The organism is Roseibium sp. RP-7, from assembly GCF_053005225.1.
Genome location: NZ_JBRKQA010000001.1, coordinates 861,034 through 876,966, shown reverse-complemented (window position 1 = coordinate 876,966; position 15,933 = coordinate 861,034). Strand labels below are relative to the sequence as shown.

Annotated in this window: 14 protein-coding genes; 7 read left to right on the top strand and 7 right to left on the bottom strand. The window is 60.8% G+C overall.

Features of this window, described 5'->3' with window-relative positions; all coding sequences use genetic code 11:
- Nucleotide 1: 1 nt before the first annotated feature.
- Nucleotides 2–1,156, bottom strand: coding sequence for a glycosyltransferase family 2 protein (locus tag ACVDG9_RS03975; RefSeq protein ID WP_023002089.1), 1,155 nt, complete (start codon nucleotides 1,154–1,156; stop codon nucleotides 2–4).
- A 444-nt stretch (nucleotides 1,157–1,600) separates the two neighbouring features.
- Here ACVDG9_RS03975 and hisS point away from each other — a divergent pair, with 444 nt between their 5' ends.
- Genes hisS through hisG form a run of 3 tightly spaced genes read left to right on the top strand, consistent with a single transcriptional unit; the run spans nucleotide 1,601 to nucleotide 5,189 of the window.
- On the top strand, nucleotides 1,601–3,067 hold the full coding sequence (gene hisS, locus ACVDG9_RS03970) for a histidine--tRNA ligase (protein ID WP_367020086.1): 1,467 nt from the start codon (nucleotides 1,601–1,603) through the stop codon (nucleotides 3,065–3,067).
- 2 nt (nucleotides 3,068–3,069) lie between these two features.
- On the top strand, nucleotides 3,070–4,224 hold the full coding sequence (locus ACVDG9_RS03965; RefSeq protein WP_447237334.1) for an ATP phosphoribosyltransferase regulatory subunit: 1,155 nt from the start codon (nucleotides 3,070–3,072) through the stop codon (nucleotides 4,222–4,224).
- Complete coding sequence (gene hisG, locus ACVDG9_RS03960; RefSeq protein ID WP_055657728.1) at nucleotides 4,221–5,189, top strand: ATP phosphoribosyltransferase; 969 nt, start codon at nucleotides 4,221–4,223, stop codon at nucleotides 5,187–5,189. The genes ACVDG9_RS03965 and hisG overlap by 4 nt, the downstream gene beginning before the upstream one ends.
- 152 nt (nucleotides 5,190–5,341) lie before the next feature.
- Here hisG and ACVDG9_RS03955 read toward each other — a convergent pair whose 3' ends face one another.
- Both ACVDG9_RS03955 and ACVDG9_RS03950 read right to left on the bottom strand, forming a co-directional pair.
- The gene (locus tag ACVDG9_RS03955; RefSeq protein ID WP_228869769.1) at nucleotides 5,342–6,022 is read right to left on the bottom strand and encodes a DNA-3-methyladenine glycosylase I; all 681 of its coding nucleotides are present in this window, start codon (nucleotides 6,020–6,022) and stop codon (nucleotides 5,342–5,344) included.
- A gap of 144 nt (nucleotides 6,023–6,166) precedes the next feature.
- Nucleotides 6,167–6,916 (bottom strand): protein phosphatase CheZ, encoded by a 750-nt coding sequence (locus tag ACVDG9_RS03950; RefSeq protein WP_075284389.1) that lies wholly within the window; start codon nucleotides 6,914–6,916, stop codon nucleotides 6,167–6,169.
- Nucleotides 6,917–7,169: 253 nt separating this feature from the next.
- Between ACVDG9_RS03950 and ACVDG9_RS03945 the strand changes: the two genes are divergently transcribed.
- The 3 genes from ACVDG9_RS03945 to clcA all read left to right on the top strand — a co-directional run bounded on the left by ACVDG9_RS03945 (nucleotide 7,170) and on the right by clcA (nucleotide 10,449).
- Nucleotides 7,170–7,895 (top strand): DUF2927 domain-containing protein, encoded by a 726-nt coding sequence (locus ACVDG9_RS03945; protein WP_023002095.1) that lies wholly within the window; start codon nucleotides 7,170–7,172, stop codon nucleotides 7,893–7,895.
- 239 nt (nucleotides 7,896–8,134) lie between these two features.
- The gene (locus ACVDG9_RS03940; RefSeq protein ID WP_286185318.1) at nucleotides 8,135–8,932 is read left to right on the top strand and encodes a L,D-transpeptidase; all 798 of its coding nucleotides are present in this window, start codon (nucleotides 8,135–8,137) and stop codon (nucleotides 8,930–8,932) included.
- Nucleotides 8,933–9,087: 155 nt separating this feature from the next.
- Nucleotides 9,088–10,449, top strand: a complete 1,362-nt coding sequence (gene clcA / locus ACVDG9_RS03935) for a H(+)/Cl(-) exchange transporter ClcA (RefSeq protein WP_023002097.1) — start codon at nucleotides 9,088–9,090, stop codon at nucleotides 10,447–10,449.
- A 44-nt stretch (nucleotides 10,450–10,493) separates the two neighbouring features.
- Here clcA and glcF read toward each other — a convergent pair whose 3' ends face one another.
- Complete coding sequence (gene glcF / locus ACVDG9_RS03930) at nucleotides 10,494–11,831, bottom strand: glycolate oxidase subunit GlcF (RefSeq protein ID WP_023002098.1); 1,338 nt, start codon at nucleotides 11,829–11,831, stop codon at nucleotides 10,494–10,496.
- A gap of 268 nt (nucleotides 11,832–12,099) precedes the next feature.
- Between glcF and ACVDG9_RS03925 the strand changes: the two genes are divergently transcribed.
- A complete protein-coding gene (locus ACVDG9_RS03925) occupies nucleotides 12,100–12,729 on the top strand; it encodes a hypothetical protein (RefSeq protein ID WP_023002099.1) in 630 nt (209 codons plus the stop codon).
- Between the two features lie 73 nt (nucleotides 12,730–12,802).
- Here the strand turns inward: ACVDG9_RS03925 and ACVDG9_RS03920 are convergent, their stop codons facing one another.
- From ACVDG9_RS03920 to ACVDG9_RS03910, 3 genes are read right to left on the bottom strand one after another with little or no spacing between them, the layout of a single operon-like run.
- Nucleotides 12,803–13,162, bottom strand: coding sequence for a DUF4870 family protein (locus ACVDG9_RS03920; RefSeq protein ID WP_023002100.1), 360 nt, complete (start codon nucleotides 13,160–13,162; stop codon nucleotides 12,803–12,805).
- A gap of 44 nt (nucleotides 13,163–13,206) precedes the next feature.
- Nucleotides 13,207–14,385, bottom strand: a complete 1,179-nt coding sequence (gene glcE / locus ACVDG9_RS03915) for a glycolate oxidase subunit GlcE (protein WP_208993953.1) — start codon at nucleotides 14,383–14,385, stop codon at nucleotides 13,207–13,209.
- 22 nt (nucleotides 14,386–14,407) lie between these two features.
- Nucleotides 14,408–15,889 carry an FAD-linked oxidase C-terminal domain-containing protein gene (locus ACVDG9_RS03910; protein ID WP_447238283.1) on the bottom strand — a complete coding sequence of 494 codons (1,482 nt, stop codon included), beginning with the start codon at nucleotides 15,887–15,889 and terminating at the stop codon, nucleotides 14,408–14,410.
- Nucleotides 15,890–15,933: the final 44 nt, after the last annotated feature.

Sequence of the window (15,933 nt, the reverse complement as noted above, 5' to 3'; positions counted from 1 at the left end):
TTTACGACTTGCGCCAGGTCAGGGCGGAGCTGGCCGCGTAGTTCCAGACAGCCCCCATGATCGCCCCCGCCGTACCGGCGAACCACCAGTAGGATGGATCGGCATAGATCAGGTTGGCGACACCGACGTTGGCCAGCACGCCGACCGAACAGACCGCGTAGAAGGTCAGGAGGCCGACCAGCGCCCTCATGCCGTTCAAGCGGCGGTCGCGATAGGTCAGCTGGTTGTTGAGAAAGAAGTTTGAAGTCATTGCGACGAAGGACGCCGCCGTCTGGGCGAGGTTGAATTCCATGTCGCTCAGCAGGAACACGCGCAGCGCCGCCAGATGGACGAAGAGGCCGCTTGCCCCCACAAGGCCGAACATCAGGAAACGGACCGAAACGATGTTGCCGAAATATTTCGCGAGCAGCAGACCGAAATAGTCGAGCGTGACCAGCGTATCCAGCTTGCTTTCGCCGTGCTGGCGCTCGCGGAAGGTGAACGGCAGTTCCTTGATCTTCAAGGTACCCCCCGCACTTGAGACCAGGTCGAGCAGGATCTTGAAGCCCTGGGGCGAGAGTTTCGGTGCGAGAGCTTCAGCCTTGTCCCGGCGGATCATGAAGAACCCGCTCATCGGATCCTTGAGGGTGACGTTCAGCAGCTTCTGAGCGAGGCCGTTGGCGAGGTTGGAGCCCCAGGCGCGAAAGGACGACAGGCCTTCGCCAATGGTGCCGCCATCGACCTTGCGGCTTGCGACGACCAGGTCCGTCTCGTCTGCCTTCAGGGCGGCCAGCATCTTCGGCAACATGGTCTCGTCGTGCTGCAGGTCCGCATCCATGACGGCGACAAAGGGGGCGGAGGACGCCAGGATGCCCTCTATACAGGCCCCCGACAGGCCCCGGCGGCCAATACGGCGGATGACCCGGACGCGGGCATCGGTCCGGGCAATCTCGCGAGCAACCTCGGTGGTTCCATCGGGCGAATTGTCGTCAACGACGATCGCTTCCCAGGCGATCCCGGCGAGCGCCTCGTCCAGGAGGCCGATCAGGATTGGAATGTTCGCAGCTTCGTTGAAACTCGGCAGGATGACACTGAGTTCAGCGGCCTTCGGCCCTTTCAGAGCCTCGGCCCCAACTTCGCCGGCATTCCCGTCCGCCATGCGCACCGCACTGTCCATACTGAGCCCTGTCCGCCGGTCCCGTGCCTTCCTTGCAGCACCGGGACGGCCCTTTTCACCCGATCCGCGCGGACCATAGCCCGGCAGAGATTAAATACAAGAAAAGACAATGGATGCCCGCACTGCCCGGCCGATTTACCGGCCCATTGTGCATCACCTGTCTTTCGCAGCTGCACTTCCACTGTTCCTGAAGCGCCCTTTTACCGCGAACTGTGATGCAAACAAGGCACGGACTGCAGAATTGCTTCCCTGTCGCTGGTCCCGCACGACATTCATTGGTTCGCGGCCAGAACCACCAGCTTCGATCGAACGAACTGGCAGGATGTTGCACCGCCTTGCCCTTGCGCCTTGTTTCGTCTACGACAGCCGCAATATCAGACAGCCGGATGCGAGAGGTTTCCTTGGGCGCGTCCGGCCGGGAACTCGCCAGGATTCAAGACCTTTATGGCCAAAAAACCGAACAAGCTGAAAGCCCGCCTGCCGCGCGGCTTCGTTGACCGCTCTGCCGAGGACATCCGCGCCACCGACGAGATGCTGGCGAAGATCCGCGCTGTCTATGAGCGTTACGGTTTCGATCCCGTCGAAACCCCTGCCTTTGAATATACCGATTGCCTCGGCAAGTTCCTGCCGGACACCGACCGGCCCAATGCCGGCGTCTTTTCCGTGCAGGACGAAGACGAGCAGTGGATGAGCCTGCGCTACGACCTGACCGCACCGCTGGCCCGCCATGTTTCGGAAAACATCAACGAGATCCAGCTGCCCTATCGCACCTACCGTGCCGGCTGGGTGTTCCGCAACGAAAAGCCCGGACCGGGCCGCTTCCGCCAGTTCATGCAATTTGACGCCGATACCGTCGGTGCGCCCGGTGTCCAGGCGGATGCCGAAATGTGCATGATGATGTCCGACACGATGGAAGCGCTCGGCATCGCGCGCGGGCAGTATGTGATCCGCGTCAACAACAGAAAGGTCCTGGACGGCGTGATGGAAAGCATCGGCCTTGGCGGTGAAGAGCACGAAGAACGCCGGTTGACGGTTCTGCGAGCGATCGACAAGCTCGACAAGTTCGGGATTGAAGGCGTTCGCCTGCTGCTGGGCGACGGACGCAAGGACGAGAGCGGCGACTTCACCAAGGGTGCGGAACTCGACCCGGCTGCCATCGACAGCATCGTTGCCTTCGTCTCCGGCACGGGCACGCTTGAGAACGATGGCATCACCGAGCTCAACACCATGGCGGAAATCTTCTCGGCCTGTGGTTATGGCGAAGACCGGATCAAGATCGACCCGTCCGTCGTGCGCGGCCTGGAATATTACACCGGCACCGTTTTCGAAGCCGAACTCCTGTTCGACGTGACCAACGAGAAGGGCGAAGTCGTCCAGTTCGGGTCTGTCGGCGGTGGTGGCCGTTATGACGGGCTGGTCAAGCGCTTCACCGGACGTGACGTGCCCGCGACGGGCTTTTCCATCGGCGTTTCCCGCCTGATGACAGCACTGAAGAACCTCGGCAAGCTCGGCACGTCCGACGTTGTCGCGCCGGTGCTGGTCACCGTGATGGACGGCGACGTTGCCGCGCTCGGACGCTACCAGAAGATGGTACAGGACCTGCGCGAGGCCGGTATTCGCGCAGAGATGTACCAGGGCAACTGGAAGAAGTTCGGCAACCAGCTGAAATATGCCGACCGGCGCAACTGCCCGATCGCCATCATCCAGGGTTCTGACGAGCGGGAAGCCGGCGAAATACAGGTCAAGGACCTGATCGAGGGCAAGCGGCTTTCCGAAGAGATAACCGACAACATTACCTGGCGTGAAAGCCGTCCGGCGCAGGTCACCGTCAAGGAGACGGAACTCCTTGCGACCGTGCGCGGCATCCTGGACGGGCAGGCGGAAGACCGCCAGCGCCAGAACGAGGGCTGATCATGAGTGGGGCGGCACAGGTGACCGGACTGGCTCCGGAGAAGATCGAGACGGTTCTTGGCCTCTTTAAGGCCGCGGGCCATGACGAGGTCAGCCCGCCGATCCTGCAACCGGCGGACGTCTTTCTGGATCTCACCGGCGAGGACATCCGGCGCCGGCTCTATCTGACCAGCGGTACCGACGGGCTTGATCTGTGCCTGCGCCCCGACTTCACCATTCCGGTCTGCCGTCATCACCTGGCACAGGACGCCGTCAAGCTTCCGGTCGCCTATTGCTACAACGGCCCGGTGTTCCGCCAGCGCCCGGACGGCCTGGGCGAAATCCCGCAGCTCGGCGCGGAAAGCCTCGGCCGTACGGACACGGCCGAAGCGGATGCGGACCTGCTTGCGCTTTCCGTAAAGGCCCTGGAGGAATTCGGCCTGTCGGACATCGTCATCCGAATTGGCGACGAGACCCTGTTTGCCGCCGTGCTGGAAGGGCTTGACCTGCCGACCGTCTGGCGCCGCCGGCTGCGTGATCTCTTTGGCGAGACCGACCGTCTGACCGCCGCGATCACCCGCATGGCCGGAGCCTCCTCCTCCGACGATGACAGCCGCGACGTCCGCCTCGGTTTCCTGTCTGCGCTGGAAGGGGCTGATCCGGAGGCTGCCCATGCGGTCGTCGAGGATCTTCTGTCGATTGCCGGAATTTCCGCCGTGGGCGGACGCACGCCCAGCGAAATCGCAGACAGGTTCCTGGAACAGGCCGCCCTTGCCAGCGGTGCCCGCGGCCATGACAAGGCGGCGGAAACACTTTCCGCCTATCTGGCCCTGAAGGCGGATGGCGCCAGCGCCGCCGGAATGCTGCGCGATTTTTCCCGCGATTTCGGCCTTGGCCTGGATACGCCCATCGCTGCCTTCGAACAGCGCCTTGCGGCCCTTGCAGCCAAGGGCATCGATCCCGCCCGGCTGACATTCGCAGCCGAGTTCGGCCGGCGTCTTGATTATTATTCCGGCTTTGTCTTCGAGATCCATGCAGTCAATCCACCCGTGGAAGGACCGCTGGTCGGCGGCGGGCGCTACGACAAGCTGGTGACCCTTCTTGGAGCCGAAGACGACGTACCGGCCATCGGCTTTTCCATGTGGCTCGACCGGATTGCAGCGAGTGTTAGGTCATGAGCAAACTGATTATCGCCATTCCCTCCAAGGGCCGTCTGCAGGAAAACACGCACGAATTCTTCGGCCGCGCAGGACTGAAGGTGGTGCAGCCCGGCGGCGCGCGGAACTATCGCGGGGCCATCAAGGGTCTGCCGAACGTCGAGATCGCGTTCCTGTCGGCTTCCGAAATCGCGCGGGAACTTTCCGACGGCACGGTCCATTTCGGGATCACGGGTCTGGATCTGGTGCATGAAAACATCGCCAACCCGGAAAGCACCGTTCACATCGTCACGCCGCTTGGCTTTGGTCCGGCGGATGTGGTGGTTGCCGTGCCGAAAGCCTGGATCGACGTTGAAACGATGGCGGATCTTTCCGATGTCGCTTCCGATTTCCGCAATCGCCATGGCCGCCGTCTGCGCGTTGCCACCAAATACGTCAATCTCACGCGCTCGTTCTTCGCCGGTCACGGCATTGCCGACTACCGCATCGTGGAAAGCGCGGGGGCAACAGAAGGCGCACCGGCAGCCGGATCCGCGGAACTTATCGTCGACATCACCACGACCGGCTCGACGCTGCAGGCCAACAACCTGAAAATCCTTTCAGATGGTGTGATGCTGAAAAGCCAGGCCAATCTGGTGGCCTCCCTCAACGCCGACTGGTCCGCCACCGCCCTTGGCGCAGCCCGGGCGATCCTCGACCGCGTTGCCGCGGAAGAAGCAGCGCGCAACGTCAAGCTGGTCAAGGCCGTGGTTGCCGACCGCACACAGGCCCTTCGATCTGTCAGCAAGGTTGGCGCTCTTCAGCGTTTTTCCGAAGTCGATGACCTGCACCACGTCAGCGTCTTGTGCCCCAGGGATGCGGTTGCCGACTGTGCCCAGCTGTTGATCGAAGAAGGCGCGGAAACGGTTACCGTCGAAACGCTCGACTATGTGTTCTCCAAGGAAAACCGCCTGTTTTCGCCGCTGAAGGCGAAGGTGAACGGGTAAGCACACAGCAGCGTTTCCGAGCCGCGTGATATGATTGCGGAGATTGCTTGCGGACGTTGTTTTTTCGGCTTCGCCGAATACCCCCTTCCCTAACCCTTCCCCACAAGGGGGAAGGGAATCCAGCCGAGTAACTCGTCAGGACCCGGTCACCTTCAGCGCCTCACAGGACGCTTGAATGCCGTGCGTGCGGCTTCAACGCTTTCCCGGCAGCAGCAGCCTTCCAGGTGGTCGTTGACCATGCCCATGGATTGCATGAAGGCATAGACGGTGGTCGGGCCGACAAAGCTCCAGCCGCGTTTCTTGAGATCCTTGGAGAGTTCGGTGCTTTCGGCCGTCTTGCCCAGGGTCTTTGCCGTGGCGAAGTCCAGCTTCTCAGGCCGGTTTTCCGGTTTCGGCTCGAATGACCAGAAGTATGCGGCAAGCGTGCCGAACTCCTGCCTCAGCTCCAGTGCCCGCCGGGCGTTGTTGATGGTGGATTCGATCTTGCGGCGGTGACGAACAATGCCGCTGTCCTGAAGACAGCGTTCGACATCCGCCTCGGTAAACTCTGCCACCCGTTCAAATTCGAAATTGGCGAAAGCTGCCCGGAAAGCCTCGCGCTTGCGCAGGATGGTCAGCCAGGACAGGCCCGACTGGAACCCTTCCAGGCAGATTTTCTCAAAAAGACGCCTGTCCTCGTCAACCGGCCAGCCCCACTCCGTATCGTGATAGCGCTGGTAGTCCTCCAGACCGCCATGCCACCAGCAGCGGTTCCTGTCGTCCTCCCCCAGCAGCAGACCTGTTACCGGATCGCGTTCCGCTTTTGCCGTTTCCGCCGGTTTCTGCTCTGCCATACGCCACCTTGATATTCACTGTTTGTTCCCACTTTGGTACCCTCCCCGATACCTTGAAGCAACCCGAAATGTGAGCCCGGCTTCAAAAACAAAAAACCCGGCCAGGCCGGCCGGGTTTCGAATTTTAAAGGCTAGAGACTTTTCTCAAGCAAACAGGGCGTCGATATCGTCCTGGGTCGCCACATCGATGTCGCTTTCCAGCGCTGGACCGTTGAGAAGGGCAGCGTCGCCCTCCTTCAGGTCGCGCTGTTCGACTTCGATATCCTTGAAGGTTTCGATGCCACCCCAGATATCCATCATCTGCATGATGCGGTCTTCGACGAACCGCAGCGTCGATACCACCTTGGTGATACGCTGGCCGGTCAGATCCTGGAAGTTACAGGCTTCGAAGATCTGGATGACCTTGTCCTGGATGTCGTTTGCAAGTTCGGCGTCTTCCTTGCCAAGTCGCGCGGACAGCGTGTTGGCGGTCTCGTCGATGAACTCTGCAGACGACAGGATCGTTTCGGTCGCCCCTTCCGTTCCGATCACCACGGCGTCAAGCTCGTTGGTGACCCGGGTCATCTCCTCGCCCTTGGAACCAGTGGTGTGATGCAGCGTCGCGATCTCGCGCTTTGTCTGGGCAATTGCCTCGTAGATGGCGTCGAGTTCAACCTTCAGCTTGGCGGCCTCGGACAGTTCCTTGCGGAATTCGGCCATGAACTTTGCGCTCATGGCTTCCGGATCAAGCGGTGCCTGTTGGTCCGGTCCGCTTTTCAGCATGGATTTGAGGCTGGCGATCTCTGCCAAGACTTCCTGGTGACGACGTTCTTCGGCATAGGCGGGGTTCTCGTTCGCCCCGGAATTCATGCGTATCAAGCTTTCCGCTCGAAAGGATCTTTTCACCGCGGCCATGCCTACTCCCGTTCCCCGCCCCTGCAGGCTTTCTTAAATCGCAATACCGACCCTTATAGCGCGGGAAGTTTAAAGAATTGTTTTTTCAATGCTTGGCGCGCCTTACGGCATAATTTGGTGTTTGGTAACGGTTTCTTGGCTTTCCTCGCGGCGGCGCTTTGGTTATCCTCGCGCAGATTGACAACGAACTGCTGCGCGCATGATCAGGCATGACCCTCAGGCCAATGTGGCTGCAAACGGTGCTTTGACCTAGATGAATTTCCTGCGCATCCTTTTGACCTGCCTGCTCTTTCTTACGGCCCCCGTCACGCTGAGTTCCCCTTCGGCCGCAAACGATTCCTTTTCAACGGAAGAGCTGCTGGAAGGGTTCGAGAAGACCGTATTCGGGCTCGAGTACCGCAGCTGGAGCTGGCGTCCCTATCTGGTCAAGAAGTTCACCACCCCGGTCCTTTTCTACGTCCATAACCTGTCCGCGCGCGACAGGACACAGACGGTCCATCGCTTCATAAAGGAAATCGACAACCGCATCGGCGGATTGACGACCGGCGTCACGAACGATCCGGCCAAGGCGAATTTCGAGATCTATGTGGTCGACCGGGCTCAGTACGAACCGGTGGTGAAGAAGGACATCTACAAGAACGAACATGCCCGGGTTCCAGGCAGATGCCTTGTTCGTGTCGTTTCCGGCCGCAAGGGCATCAAGCGCTCGGCGGCAGTCATCGTTTCCGACGAAGGCGAATTTCTTTTCAAGCGTTGTCTTGTCGAGGAACTTCTGCAGGGGCTGGGGCCGATGAACGACGACGAGCAACTCACTCATTCGGTGTTTAACGATTCCTCGCGCCACAGCCGCTTTACGGTGTTCGACCAGATCATTTTGAACATGCTTTACGATCCGCGTATCAAACCGGGCATGTCGATGCAGCAGACCCGGCCGATCCTGCCGCTGGTGGCGCGCGATGCCAGAAGGCGCGTGCGTTAACCAAGGAATCGCGGAAAGCTTTGTCTTTTCAAACCACCTTCAAAGGTTAATCCGGCGACGACCGAAGCGCCTAGGATTTCATTAAGCCTGTTCCTCAACCAACAACTAACCATAAGAAAAGATTACCTGATTTCCGTGCGCCGGATTCATCTTTGCAACAGCCTGAGCTGCTTATCATCCTTGCTAATCCGTTAACCGGCGGCTGTAAAAGGCCGCTGAACGTGGTCGATGACAAGTTGATGAGTACTGCCATGTTGCTGCTGCGAAATATGTTTCCCAAGGCTATCGCGTTTGCCGGTGTCCTGGTTCTTTCCACCGGCCTTTCCGGCACTCCGGCAACCGCGGGCCAGGTCTCGCCACCGCCGCTCGTGCTCAGCCCGAACCTGACAGAACCCTGGATGCTGCAACTGCAGCCCCAGGTCCAGCGGCGTTCGACGGCGCAGCGCTACCAGTTCAAGCAGCAACGTGTGCAACGGCCACGTGTCCAGCAGCAACAGCCGCAGGTGCGCCGCGCCAACTGGTGGTCTCCCCGCCAGCAGCCGGTCCGTCAGCAGCCGCAACGCCAGGCACGAGCCCCGCAGTCGCGGCAGATTGCACCGCAGTTCCTGCCGACCATCGTGAACTATGACGGCCCGCACAAGGCCGGTACGATCGTGATCGATACCAACGAACGCTTCCTCTACCTGGTTCAGAGCGATGGTACCGCGCGGCGCTATGGTGTCGGCGTCGGCAAGCCCGGTTTCGAATGGGCCGGCACCCACAAGGTCACCCGCAAGGCGGAGTGGCCGGACTGGCGCCCGCCGGCGGAAATGCGCAAGCGTCGTCCCGACCTGCCGACCTTCATGGCCGGCGGACCGGACAACCCGCTCGGCGCACGCGCCATGTATCTCGGGTCCACCCTTTACCGCATCCACGGCTCCAACCAGCCGTGGACCATCGGCCACGCGGTCTCCTCCGGCTGCATCCGCATGCGCAACGAAGACGTCATGGATCTCTACGAACGGGTCAAGGTCGGCACCACGGTGCACGTGATCTGACGAAGTTTTCCGCTTTCCGGCAAACGGAACACAGACGCGCGGCTCTGCCGCGCGTTTTTGTTGCCGGCACCTGCTTTTCTTTGCAGTCTGACGTCACGACAGGTCGAATCGCCGGCCTAGAGCAGTCTCCCTAAAGTCTCTTTCAGGACCGCGGCATGAAAGCCCCCCACATCTCCTTTTCGGTTCGATCGGATGCCGCCTATTTTCTCAAGGCAACGCTGGTCGGCATTCTGGTTGGCGGTCTGGCAACCGGATTTCACACCGGACTCGATTTCCTATTCTCCCGTTATGCGGCACTGCGGCTGGCTCTTGGCCCAGGATACATGCCTTATGTCGTATCCATGGCCATTTCGGCAGCCTGCGTCACGGGAGCCTTTCTGCTCATCAGGCGGGTTGCCCCGGAAGCGGCAGGCAGCGGGATCCAGGAAATCGAAGGGGCCATGGAAGACAAGCGGCCGCTGCATTGGCCGCGCGTCCTGTTCGCCAAGTTTTTCGGTGGTCTGCTGGCGCTTGGGTCAGGGCTTGTGCTCGGCCGGGAAGGCCCCACCATCCACATGGGTGCGATGACCGCCGAGGCCCTGTCGCGGTCGCAGGATCTTTCGCCCGATGATCACAAGGGCCTGCTGGCGGCCGGCGCAGCCGCGGGACTGGCCGCCGCTTTCAATGCCCCCCTGGCCGCGATCCTGTTCATTGTCGAGGAAACCCGCCGACAGTTTCCCTTCGGCTATCGCACCTACATGGCCGTCATCATCGCATCGATCCTGAGTGCAGCCATCACCGAACAGCTGACCCATATCGGCCCGCCCCTGCAGGTGGATGTCGGCTATGTTCCGGTCTGGAGCTTCGCGCTGCTGGCGGTTCTGGGGGTTTTCCTCGGCGCGCTTGGCGTGTTCTTCAACCGGGCGCTGATCACGGTCATGGATCTCTTCCTGAAGATCCCCTCCGGCTTGCGCTGGGTCCCGGCGCTTGTCATCGGTGCGGTAACAGGCCTGCTGCTCAACGCCCTTCCCGCGGCGACCGGTGGCGGCGAAGAACTGGTCCACAACCTCATTCTGTCGAACTATGGCGTGATCACGTTGCTGGTGCTGACGCTCCTGCGCTTCGGCGGGGTGCTGTTTTCCTACGCGTCCGGTGTTCCCGGCGGCATCTTTGCGCCGATGCTGTCGATCGCGACCTGTGCCGGCCTCGCCTTCGGTGTCGCGTCGGCCGAATTCCTGCCGGTGGAAGACGATTTCCGCAGCGCCTGTGCCGTTGCCGCCATGGGCGGCTTCTTCGCAGCCTCTGTGCGCGCACCACTTGTCGGTGTTGTGCTGGTCATGGAACTGACCGGCGCCTATTCGCTGATCATGCCGGTATTGATCACCTGTACGACGGCATCACTGACGGCACACCACATGGGTGGTCGCCCCATCTACGAGGAATTGCTGGAACGCACGCTGCGGCTTGCCGGACAGCCTGTGGACGGCCCTCCGGACGGAGACAAGACACCGGTTCAGCTGGGCACACGGGAGAGCTGACGGGCTGCAAACAAGCCCGCGAGCCAAGTTGTCACGTTGTCCGGCTATTCCGCAGCCTGGCGCTGCTGAAGTACCGGCGTCAAGCTGTCGGGCTGAGGGCCGCCATAGACCCAGTCGAGCAGTTCCGCCGTGTGCAGGATCGGAATTTCCGTGCCAAGACCGATTTGCGTCATGCAACCGATGTTTCCGGTTGCGATCACGTCCGGCCGGGTCTTTTCGATATTGGCAACCTTGCGGTCGCGCAGACGGCGCGCGATCTCCGGCTGGAGAATGTTGTAGGTGCCGGCAGAGCCGCAACAAAGGTGGCCTTCGGGAACGTCCTTGACGGCAAAGCCTGCAGCCTTCAGGAGATCCTTCGGCTGCCGGGTGATCTTCTGGCCGTGCTGCATGGAACAGGCGGAGTGATAGGCAACCGTCAGGCCGGGCTTCATCGGCGGCTCACCCAGATCGACACCGGTCAGGAACTCGGTCACGTCCTTCGCAAGGGCTGACACCCGGGCCGCCTTTTCGGCATAGGCCGGATCGTCCTTCAGCATGAAGCCGTAGTCCTTGATTGTGGTGCCGCAACCGGATGCCGTGATCAGGACGGCATCCAGCCCTTCGCCCTCGGCTTCCTTCATCCAGACATCAACGTTGCGACGGGCGTTTTCCAGCGACGCTTCTTCCTTGCCCATGTGATGAACAAGCGCACCGCAGCAGACTTCCCCCTTCGGCATCACGATCTCGTACCCGGCCCTGCGCAAGAGCCGGATGGTCGCGTCGTTGATGCCGGGGTTGAGCACAGGCTGGGCGCAGCCGCTGAGGAGTGCAACACGCCCCTTGCGTTTGGGGCTTTCGGCCGCAAAGACCCCCGGTCCTTCCAGCTGGCCGCGGCCCGGCGCCTTTGCCGGGGCCAGTTCCAGCATGGCGCCCATTCGGGCAAGCGGGCCGCCCATCATCTTCAGCAGCCCAGCGAAGGGCCGGCCGAAATAGGCGCCGATAAGCGCCAGCCGGAACCGTTTCGGATAGGGCAAGACAAACGCAAGGACCGAGCGCATCAGGCGGTCGGCAAACGGTCGCTTGTAGGTCTTCTCGATGTGAATGCGTGCGTGATCGACCAGATGCATGTAGTGCACGCCGGACGGACAGGTGGTCATGCAGGCAAGGCAGGACAGGCATCTGTCGATATGCTTGACGATGGTTTTGTCTGCTGGACGGTCGTTTTCCAGCATGTCCTTGATCAGGTAAATCCGGCCTCGAGGGCTGTCGAGCTCATCTCCAAGCAGTGTGAAGGTCGGGCACGTGGCCGTACAGAAACCGCAGTGCACGCATTTGCGCAGGATCTTCTCCGACGCTGCAACGTGACTGTCCTTGAGCTGCTCTGCGGTGAAATTTGTCTGCATTGCTCCCCGTATCCCTCAATGACCCGTCGTTGCGGGTTTCTCCTTCCGAGCGAGGCGGATCGTACGGTCAGAAGGAAAGCGGCACAAGGCACCTTTGTGGCACAACGGTTTTGCCGGCACGGACTTTCTGCCTCACCACCTCCCCCTTCCCTGAACGGACAGATGGAACATGAACCCGGGATAAACAGTGCACTCAGAACCGGTTCAACCGGGTCTGCCTAAGTTCCGAAGCGTGGGCAAAAGAAATGCCAACCAAGGAATTGATTTGATGATTAAGACGATTTCAAAAACTGCCGTTCTGACCGCTGTTCTCGCCAGTGTCGCAACCGGAGCCATGGCCAAGGACTGGATCGAGAAAGTGGAAGTCAAGCGCGACGGCATCGACGTCATTCCCGTCGAAGTGAAGGCCAACGCCTACAATTACACCAAGATCAAGTCCGGCAATCACCGGTTCCTGCTGCGCCTGTCGGCAAAGGCGACGAATGGCGAGCGGATTGTTGCCATGAAGGTCGGTTCCTTCAAGAACGTGCTTTACTTCGAAGGGGACGGCAACCTTTGGAGCAAGAGCTTCCAGAACCGCGACGTCGGCGCGGGTACGAAGCGCTCGGTTTCCATTTCCTACACGCCGGTTATCCCGATGGCCAAGGTCAAGTGGCAGGGATGGGATCCGGTTCAGGCCTGCTCGCTCAACCTGGACAAGGTTCTTAAAAGCGGCATGAAGAAGTCGGTCGCGCTCAGCAAGACCTGGACGGTGTCCGCCAAGGCCTATTTCGAGCTGGACGCTGTGGCCGCGAAGAAGAACAAGGCCGAAAAGAACAAGTGGTCGTTCAAGAACACCACGCATCAGCGCGATGGTTATGGTTACGACGTGACGGTGAAGTGCCTGCCGGCGCAGTGACATTCGCCGCACCGGCAGCCTGGTAAAGGTTCATGGCCCGTGCCGCGCCTTGCGGACGGGCCTTGCCCTCTTGTCAGAACATCCAGGTTTCCGGGTTGGGCACAGGCTCGTTACGGCCTGCAAGCTGAAGCCCCTTGATGCAGCGGACGATCATCCAGATCAGTACGGCAATCAGCATCAGGAAGCCGATCAGGATCAGGGTCAAAAGACCACTGACGATGCCGAACAGCAGCCCGATCCAGAAAGTGCGGATCTGATAGGTGTAGTGACTATCAACCCAGGCCGAGCCCTTGCCCCGATTGAGATAGGCAAAGATGACGCCGACAATGGCGGTGAACGGCACGATGATATTTGCCAGATAAAGAATATAGATGAGCGTGGCGTTCTTGCCGCCTGGCTCCATGTAGCCTGAAACGTCGGACTGTTGATCCATGAAGGCACTCCGTTGGAAATGCGTGTGACAATTATGGCCTCACACTACACACCACTGACCATTTTTCCAGGATTTAGAATGCCTTTCGGGTCGAACTGTTCCTTCAGGCGGCGAGACAGTGCCGCGAGCGGAGCAGGCTGCGGGTGAAACACCGGCACATTGGACCGCTGGGACGCATCGGCCCGCACAAGTGTCGCGTGACCGCCGCCGACGGCATCGACCGCAGCCCTGATTTCCGCCTCATGCAGGCTGCCATCCAGACACGAGAGCCAGACAAGGCCGCCGCTCCAGTCGTAATAGGCCTGAAGCTCGAACGTCTCCCTCAGGCTGGCAACCAGTTGCGGCCCTGCGGTCGGGGCAACGGAAAGCCGCCAGACCGGGGTTTCACCACCCGCGTAGGGTTTGACATCCCGGATCGTCTGCCAGAGAGCACCTGTTTCCGATGCCTCCAGTCGCGACGGCGTGCCATAGGTGCCAAGCAAGGCCTGCAGGGTCTTGAAGCGGTAATCCACAGAGGTCGAGAACCCTTCCAGGCGCAATACGGTTGAGCTGCTGCCGCCGTTCACCCCCGCAGGCAAATGGGCCGCGCCAGACACTTCCGCCGACGATCCCATGGCCTGGCACAATGCCTTGATGCCATCGTCGTCATCGAGCCCGGAAAGCACGAATGTTGCAGAGGTCTCCGGCTTGGGATTGACCTTCAGCGTCACGGTCGTTGCAACGGCAAGCGTGCCATATGCGCCGCACAGAGCCCGCGGCAGGTCATATCCGGTGACGTTCTTGACCACCTTGCCGCCGGAATTGAAGATCTCGCCGCGCCCGGACACCGCCTCCATGCCCAGCACATGATCGCGAGCAGCCCCGGCCTTGATCCGGCGGGGGCCTGAAAGATTGGCTGCAAGCACGCCGCCGATTGTCCCCTGTGCCGGCGTGACGCCAAGGAGCGGGCCGAAGTCCATCGGCTCGAACGAAAGCTCCTGACCGTTGTCGTCGACCAGCTTTTCCACTTCGGCAATTGGCGTACCCGCCTTGACCGTCAGCACCAGTTCCGCAGGTTCATAGCTCTCGACCCCGGTCAAACCCGACAGGTCCAGCACATGAGCAGCCTGCACAGGGCGTCCGAGCGTCCGCTTCGAGCCCTGACCGATGATTTCCAGCGGCTGGTCTTCGGCAGCGGCCCAGGCCACCACCTTTTCCACGTCGCCGGTGTTTCGCGGTTTCATTGTCGCGTCCATGCCCCTACCCTCAGAACCGCGGAATATCTGGAAAGGGCAACTGGCCCTTGTGTACATGCATCTTGCCAAGCTCGGCGCAGCGGTGCAGCACCGGAAAAACCTTGCCCGGATTGAGAAGATGCTTCTGGTCGAAAGCGCATTTGACCCGTTGCTGCTGCTTCAGGTCCGCTTCGGAGAACATGTCTGTCATCAGATCGCGTTTTTCGATGCCGACACCGTGTTCGCCGGTCAGAACGCCGCCGACCTCAACGCAAAGCCGAAGAATATCGGCTCCAAAGGCCTCCGCCGCATCGAGTTCACCCGGCTTGTTGGCGTCGTAAAGGATGAGCGGGTGCAGGTTGCCATCACCGGCGTGAAAGACATTGGCAACGCCCAACCCGTGCTTTTCGGCCAGCTCCCGCATGCGGGCCAGCACCTTCGGCAGTTCGCGGCGCGGGATGGTGCCGTCCATGCACAGGTAATCCGGGGAAATGCGGCCCACCGCCGGGAACGCGGCCTTGCGGCCGGCCCAGAAGGTCATGCGCTCTTCCTCGCTTTCGGAAATGCGCACGTGGCTGGCCTGGTTGGCCCTGGCGATTTCCTCGACACGGCCGATCAGGTAATCGACCTCGCGCTCCGGCCCATCCAGTTCCACGATCAGCAAGGCCTCGACATCACGCGGATAACCTGCGTTGACGAAATCCTCGGCGGCGTGGATGGCGGGCTTGTCCATCATCTCCATTCCGCCTGGAATGATGCCGGCGGCGATAATATCGGCCACACAGCGCCCCCCGTCCTCGCTGGTCGGAAAGCCGATCAGGAGCGCCCGCGCCGTTTCAGGCTTTTGCAGGATCCGCACGGTGACTTCGGTGACGACGCCGAGCAGGCCTTCCGAACCGGTCATCAGCGCCAGCAGGTCATATCCCTCGCTGTCCAGATGCTTGCCGCCGAGGCGAATGACCTCGCCGGTGACAAGCACCATTTCAAGGCCGAGAACGTTGTTGGTGGTCAGGCCGTATTTCAGGCAGTGCACACCACCGGAGTTCTCCGCGATGTTGCCACCGATGGAACAGGCGATTTGCGACGAGGGATCCGGCGCGTAGTAGAAGCCCTCGTGCTCGACCGCACGTGTAATGCCCAGATTGGTGACACCCGGCTGAACGACCACGGCCCGGTTGTCATAGTCGATATCGAGCACGCGGTTGAACTTCATCATCGACAGCAGAACGCCGTCTTCCAGAGGCAGCGCGCCGCCGGAAAGCGAGGTGCCCGCCCCGCGTGGCACGACCTTCAAGTCATTGTCATGACAGTATTTCAGAACCTTCGATACCTGCTCGACCGTCTCCGGCAGGACGACGATCAGTGGCAGCTGGCGATAAGCCGTCAGCGCATCGGTCTCATAGGCGCGCATCTCGCGTTCGTCATGGATCACCCCTTCTCCGGGCACAATCGCCTGAAGCGCGCTCAGGATTTCCTGGCGGCGGGCCAATACGGCCTGATCTGGCGCGGGCATCGCAATGGCGGTCACGAAATGAACTCCTTCTACTTTTTAATACG

Coding starts and splice junctions, on each gene's coding strand:
- ACVDG9_RS03975 (WP_023002089.1), bottom strand. CDS start 1,156: ATGGACAGTGCGGTGCGCATGGCGGACGGGAATGCCGGCGAAGTTGGG.
- hisS (WP_367020086.1), top strand. CDS start 1,601: ATGGCCAAAAAACCGAACAAGCTGAAAGCCCGCCTGCCGCGCGGCTTC.
- ACVDG9_RS03965 (WP_447237334.1), top strand. CDS start 3,070: ATGAGTGGGGCGGCACAGGTGACCGGACTGGCTCCGGAGAAGATCGAG.
- hisG (WP_055657728.1), top strand. CDS start 4,221: ATGAGCAAACTGATTATCGCCATTCCCTCCAAGGGCCGTCTGCAGGAA.
- ACVDG9_RS03955 (WP_228869769.1), bottom strand. CDS start 6,022: ATGGCAGAGCAGAAACCGGCGGAAACGGCAAAAGCGGAACGCGATCCG.
- ACVDG9_RS03950 (WP_075284389.1), bottom strand. CDS start 6,916: ATGGCCGCGGTGAAAAGATCCTTTCGAGCGGAAAGCTTGATACGCATG.
- ACVDG9_RS03945 (WP_023002095.1), top strand. CDS start 7,170: ATGAATTTCCTGCGCATCCTTTTGACCTGCCTGCTCTTTCTTACGGCC.
- ACVDG9_RS03940 (WP_286185318.1), top strand. CDS start 8,135: ATGAGTACTGCCATGTTGCTGCTGCGAAATATGTTTCCCAAGGCTATC.
- clcA (WP_023002097.1), top strand. CDS start 9,088: ATGAAAGCCCCCCACATCTCCTTTTCGGTTCGATCGGATGCCGCCTAT.
- glcF (WP_023002098.1), bottom strand. CDS start 11,831: ATGCAGACAAATTTCACCGCAGAGCAGCTCAAGGACAGTCACGTTGCA.
- ACVDG9_RS03925 (WP_023002099.1), top strand. CDS start 12,100: ATGATTAAGACGATTTCAAAAACTGCCGTTCTGACCGCTGTTCTCGCC.
- ACVDG9_RS03920 (WP_023002100.1), bottom strand. CDS start 13,162: ATGGATCAACAGTCCGACGTTTCAGGCTACATGGAGCCAGGCGGCAAG.
- glcE (WP_208993953.1), bottom strand. CDS start 14,385: ATGAAACCGCGAAACACCGGCGACGTGGAAAAGGTGGTGGCCTGGGCC.
- ACVDG9_RS03910 (WP_447238283.1), bottom strand. CDS start 15,889: ATGCCCGCGCCAGATCAGGCCGTATTGGCCCGCCGCCAGGAAATCCTG.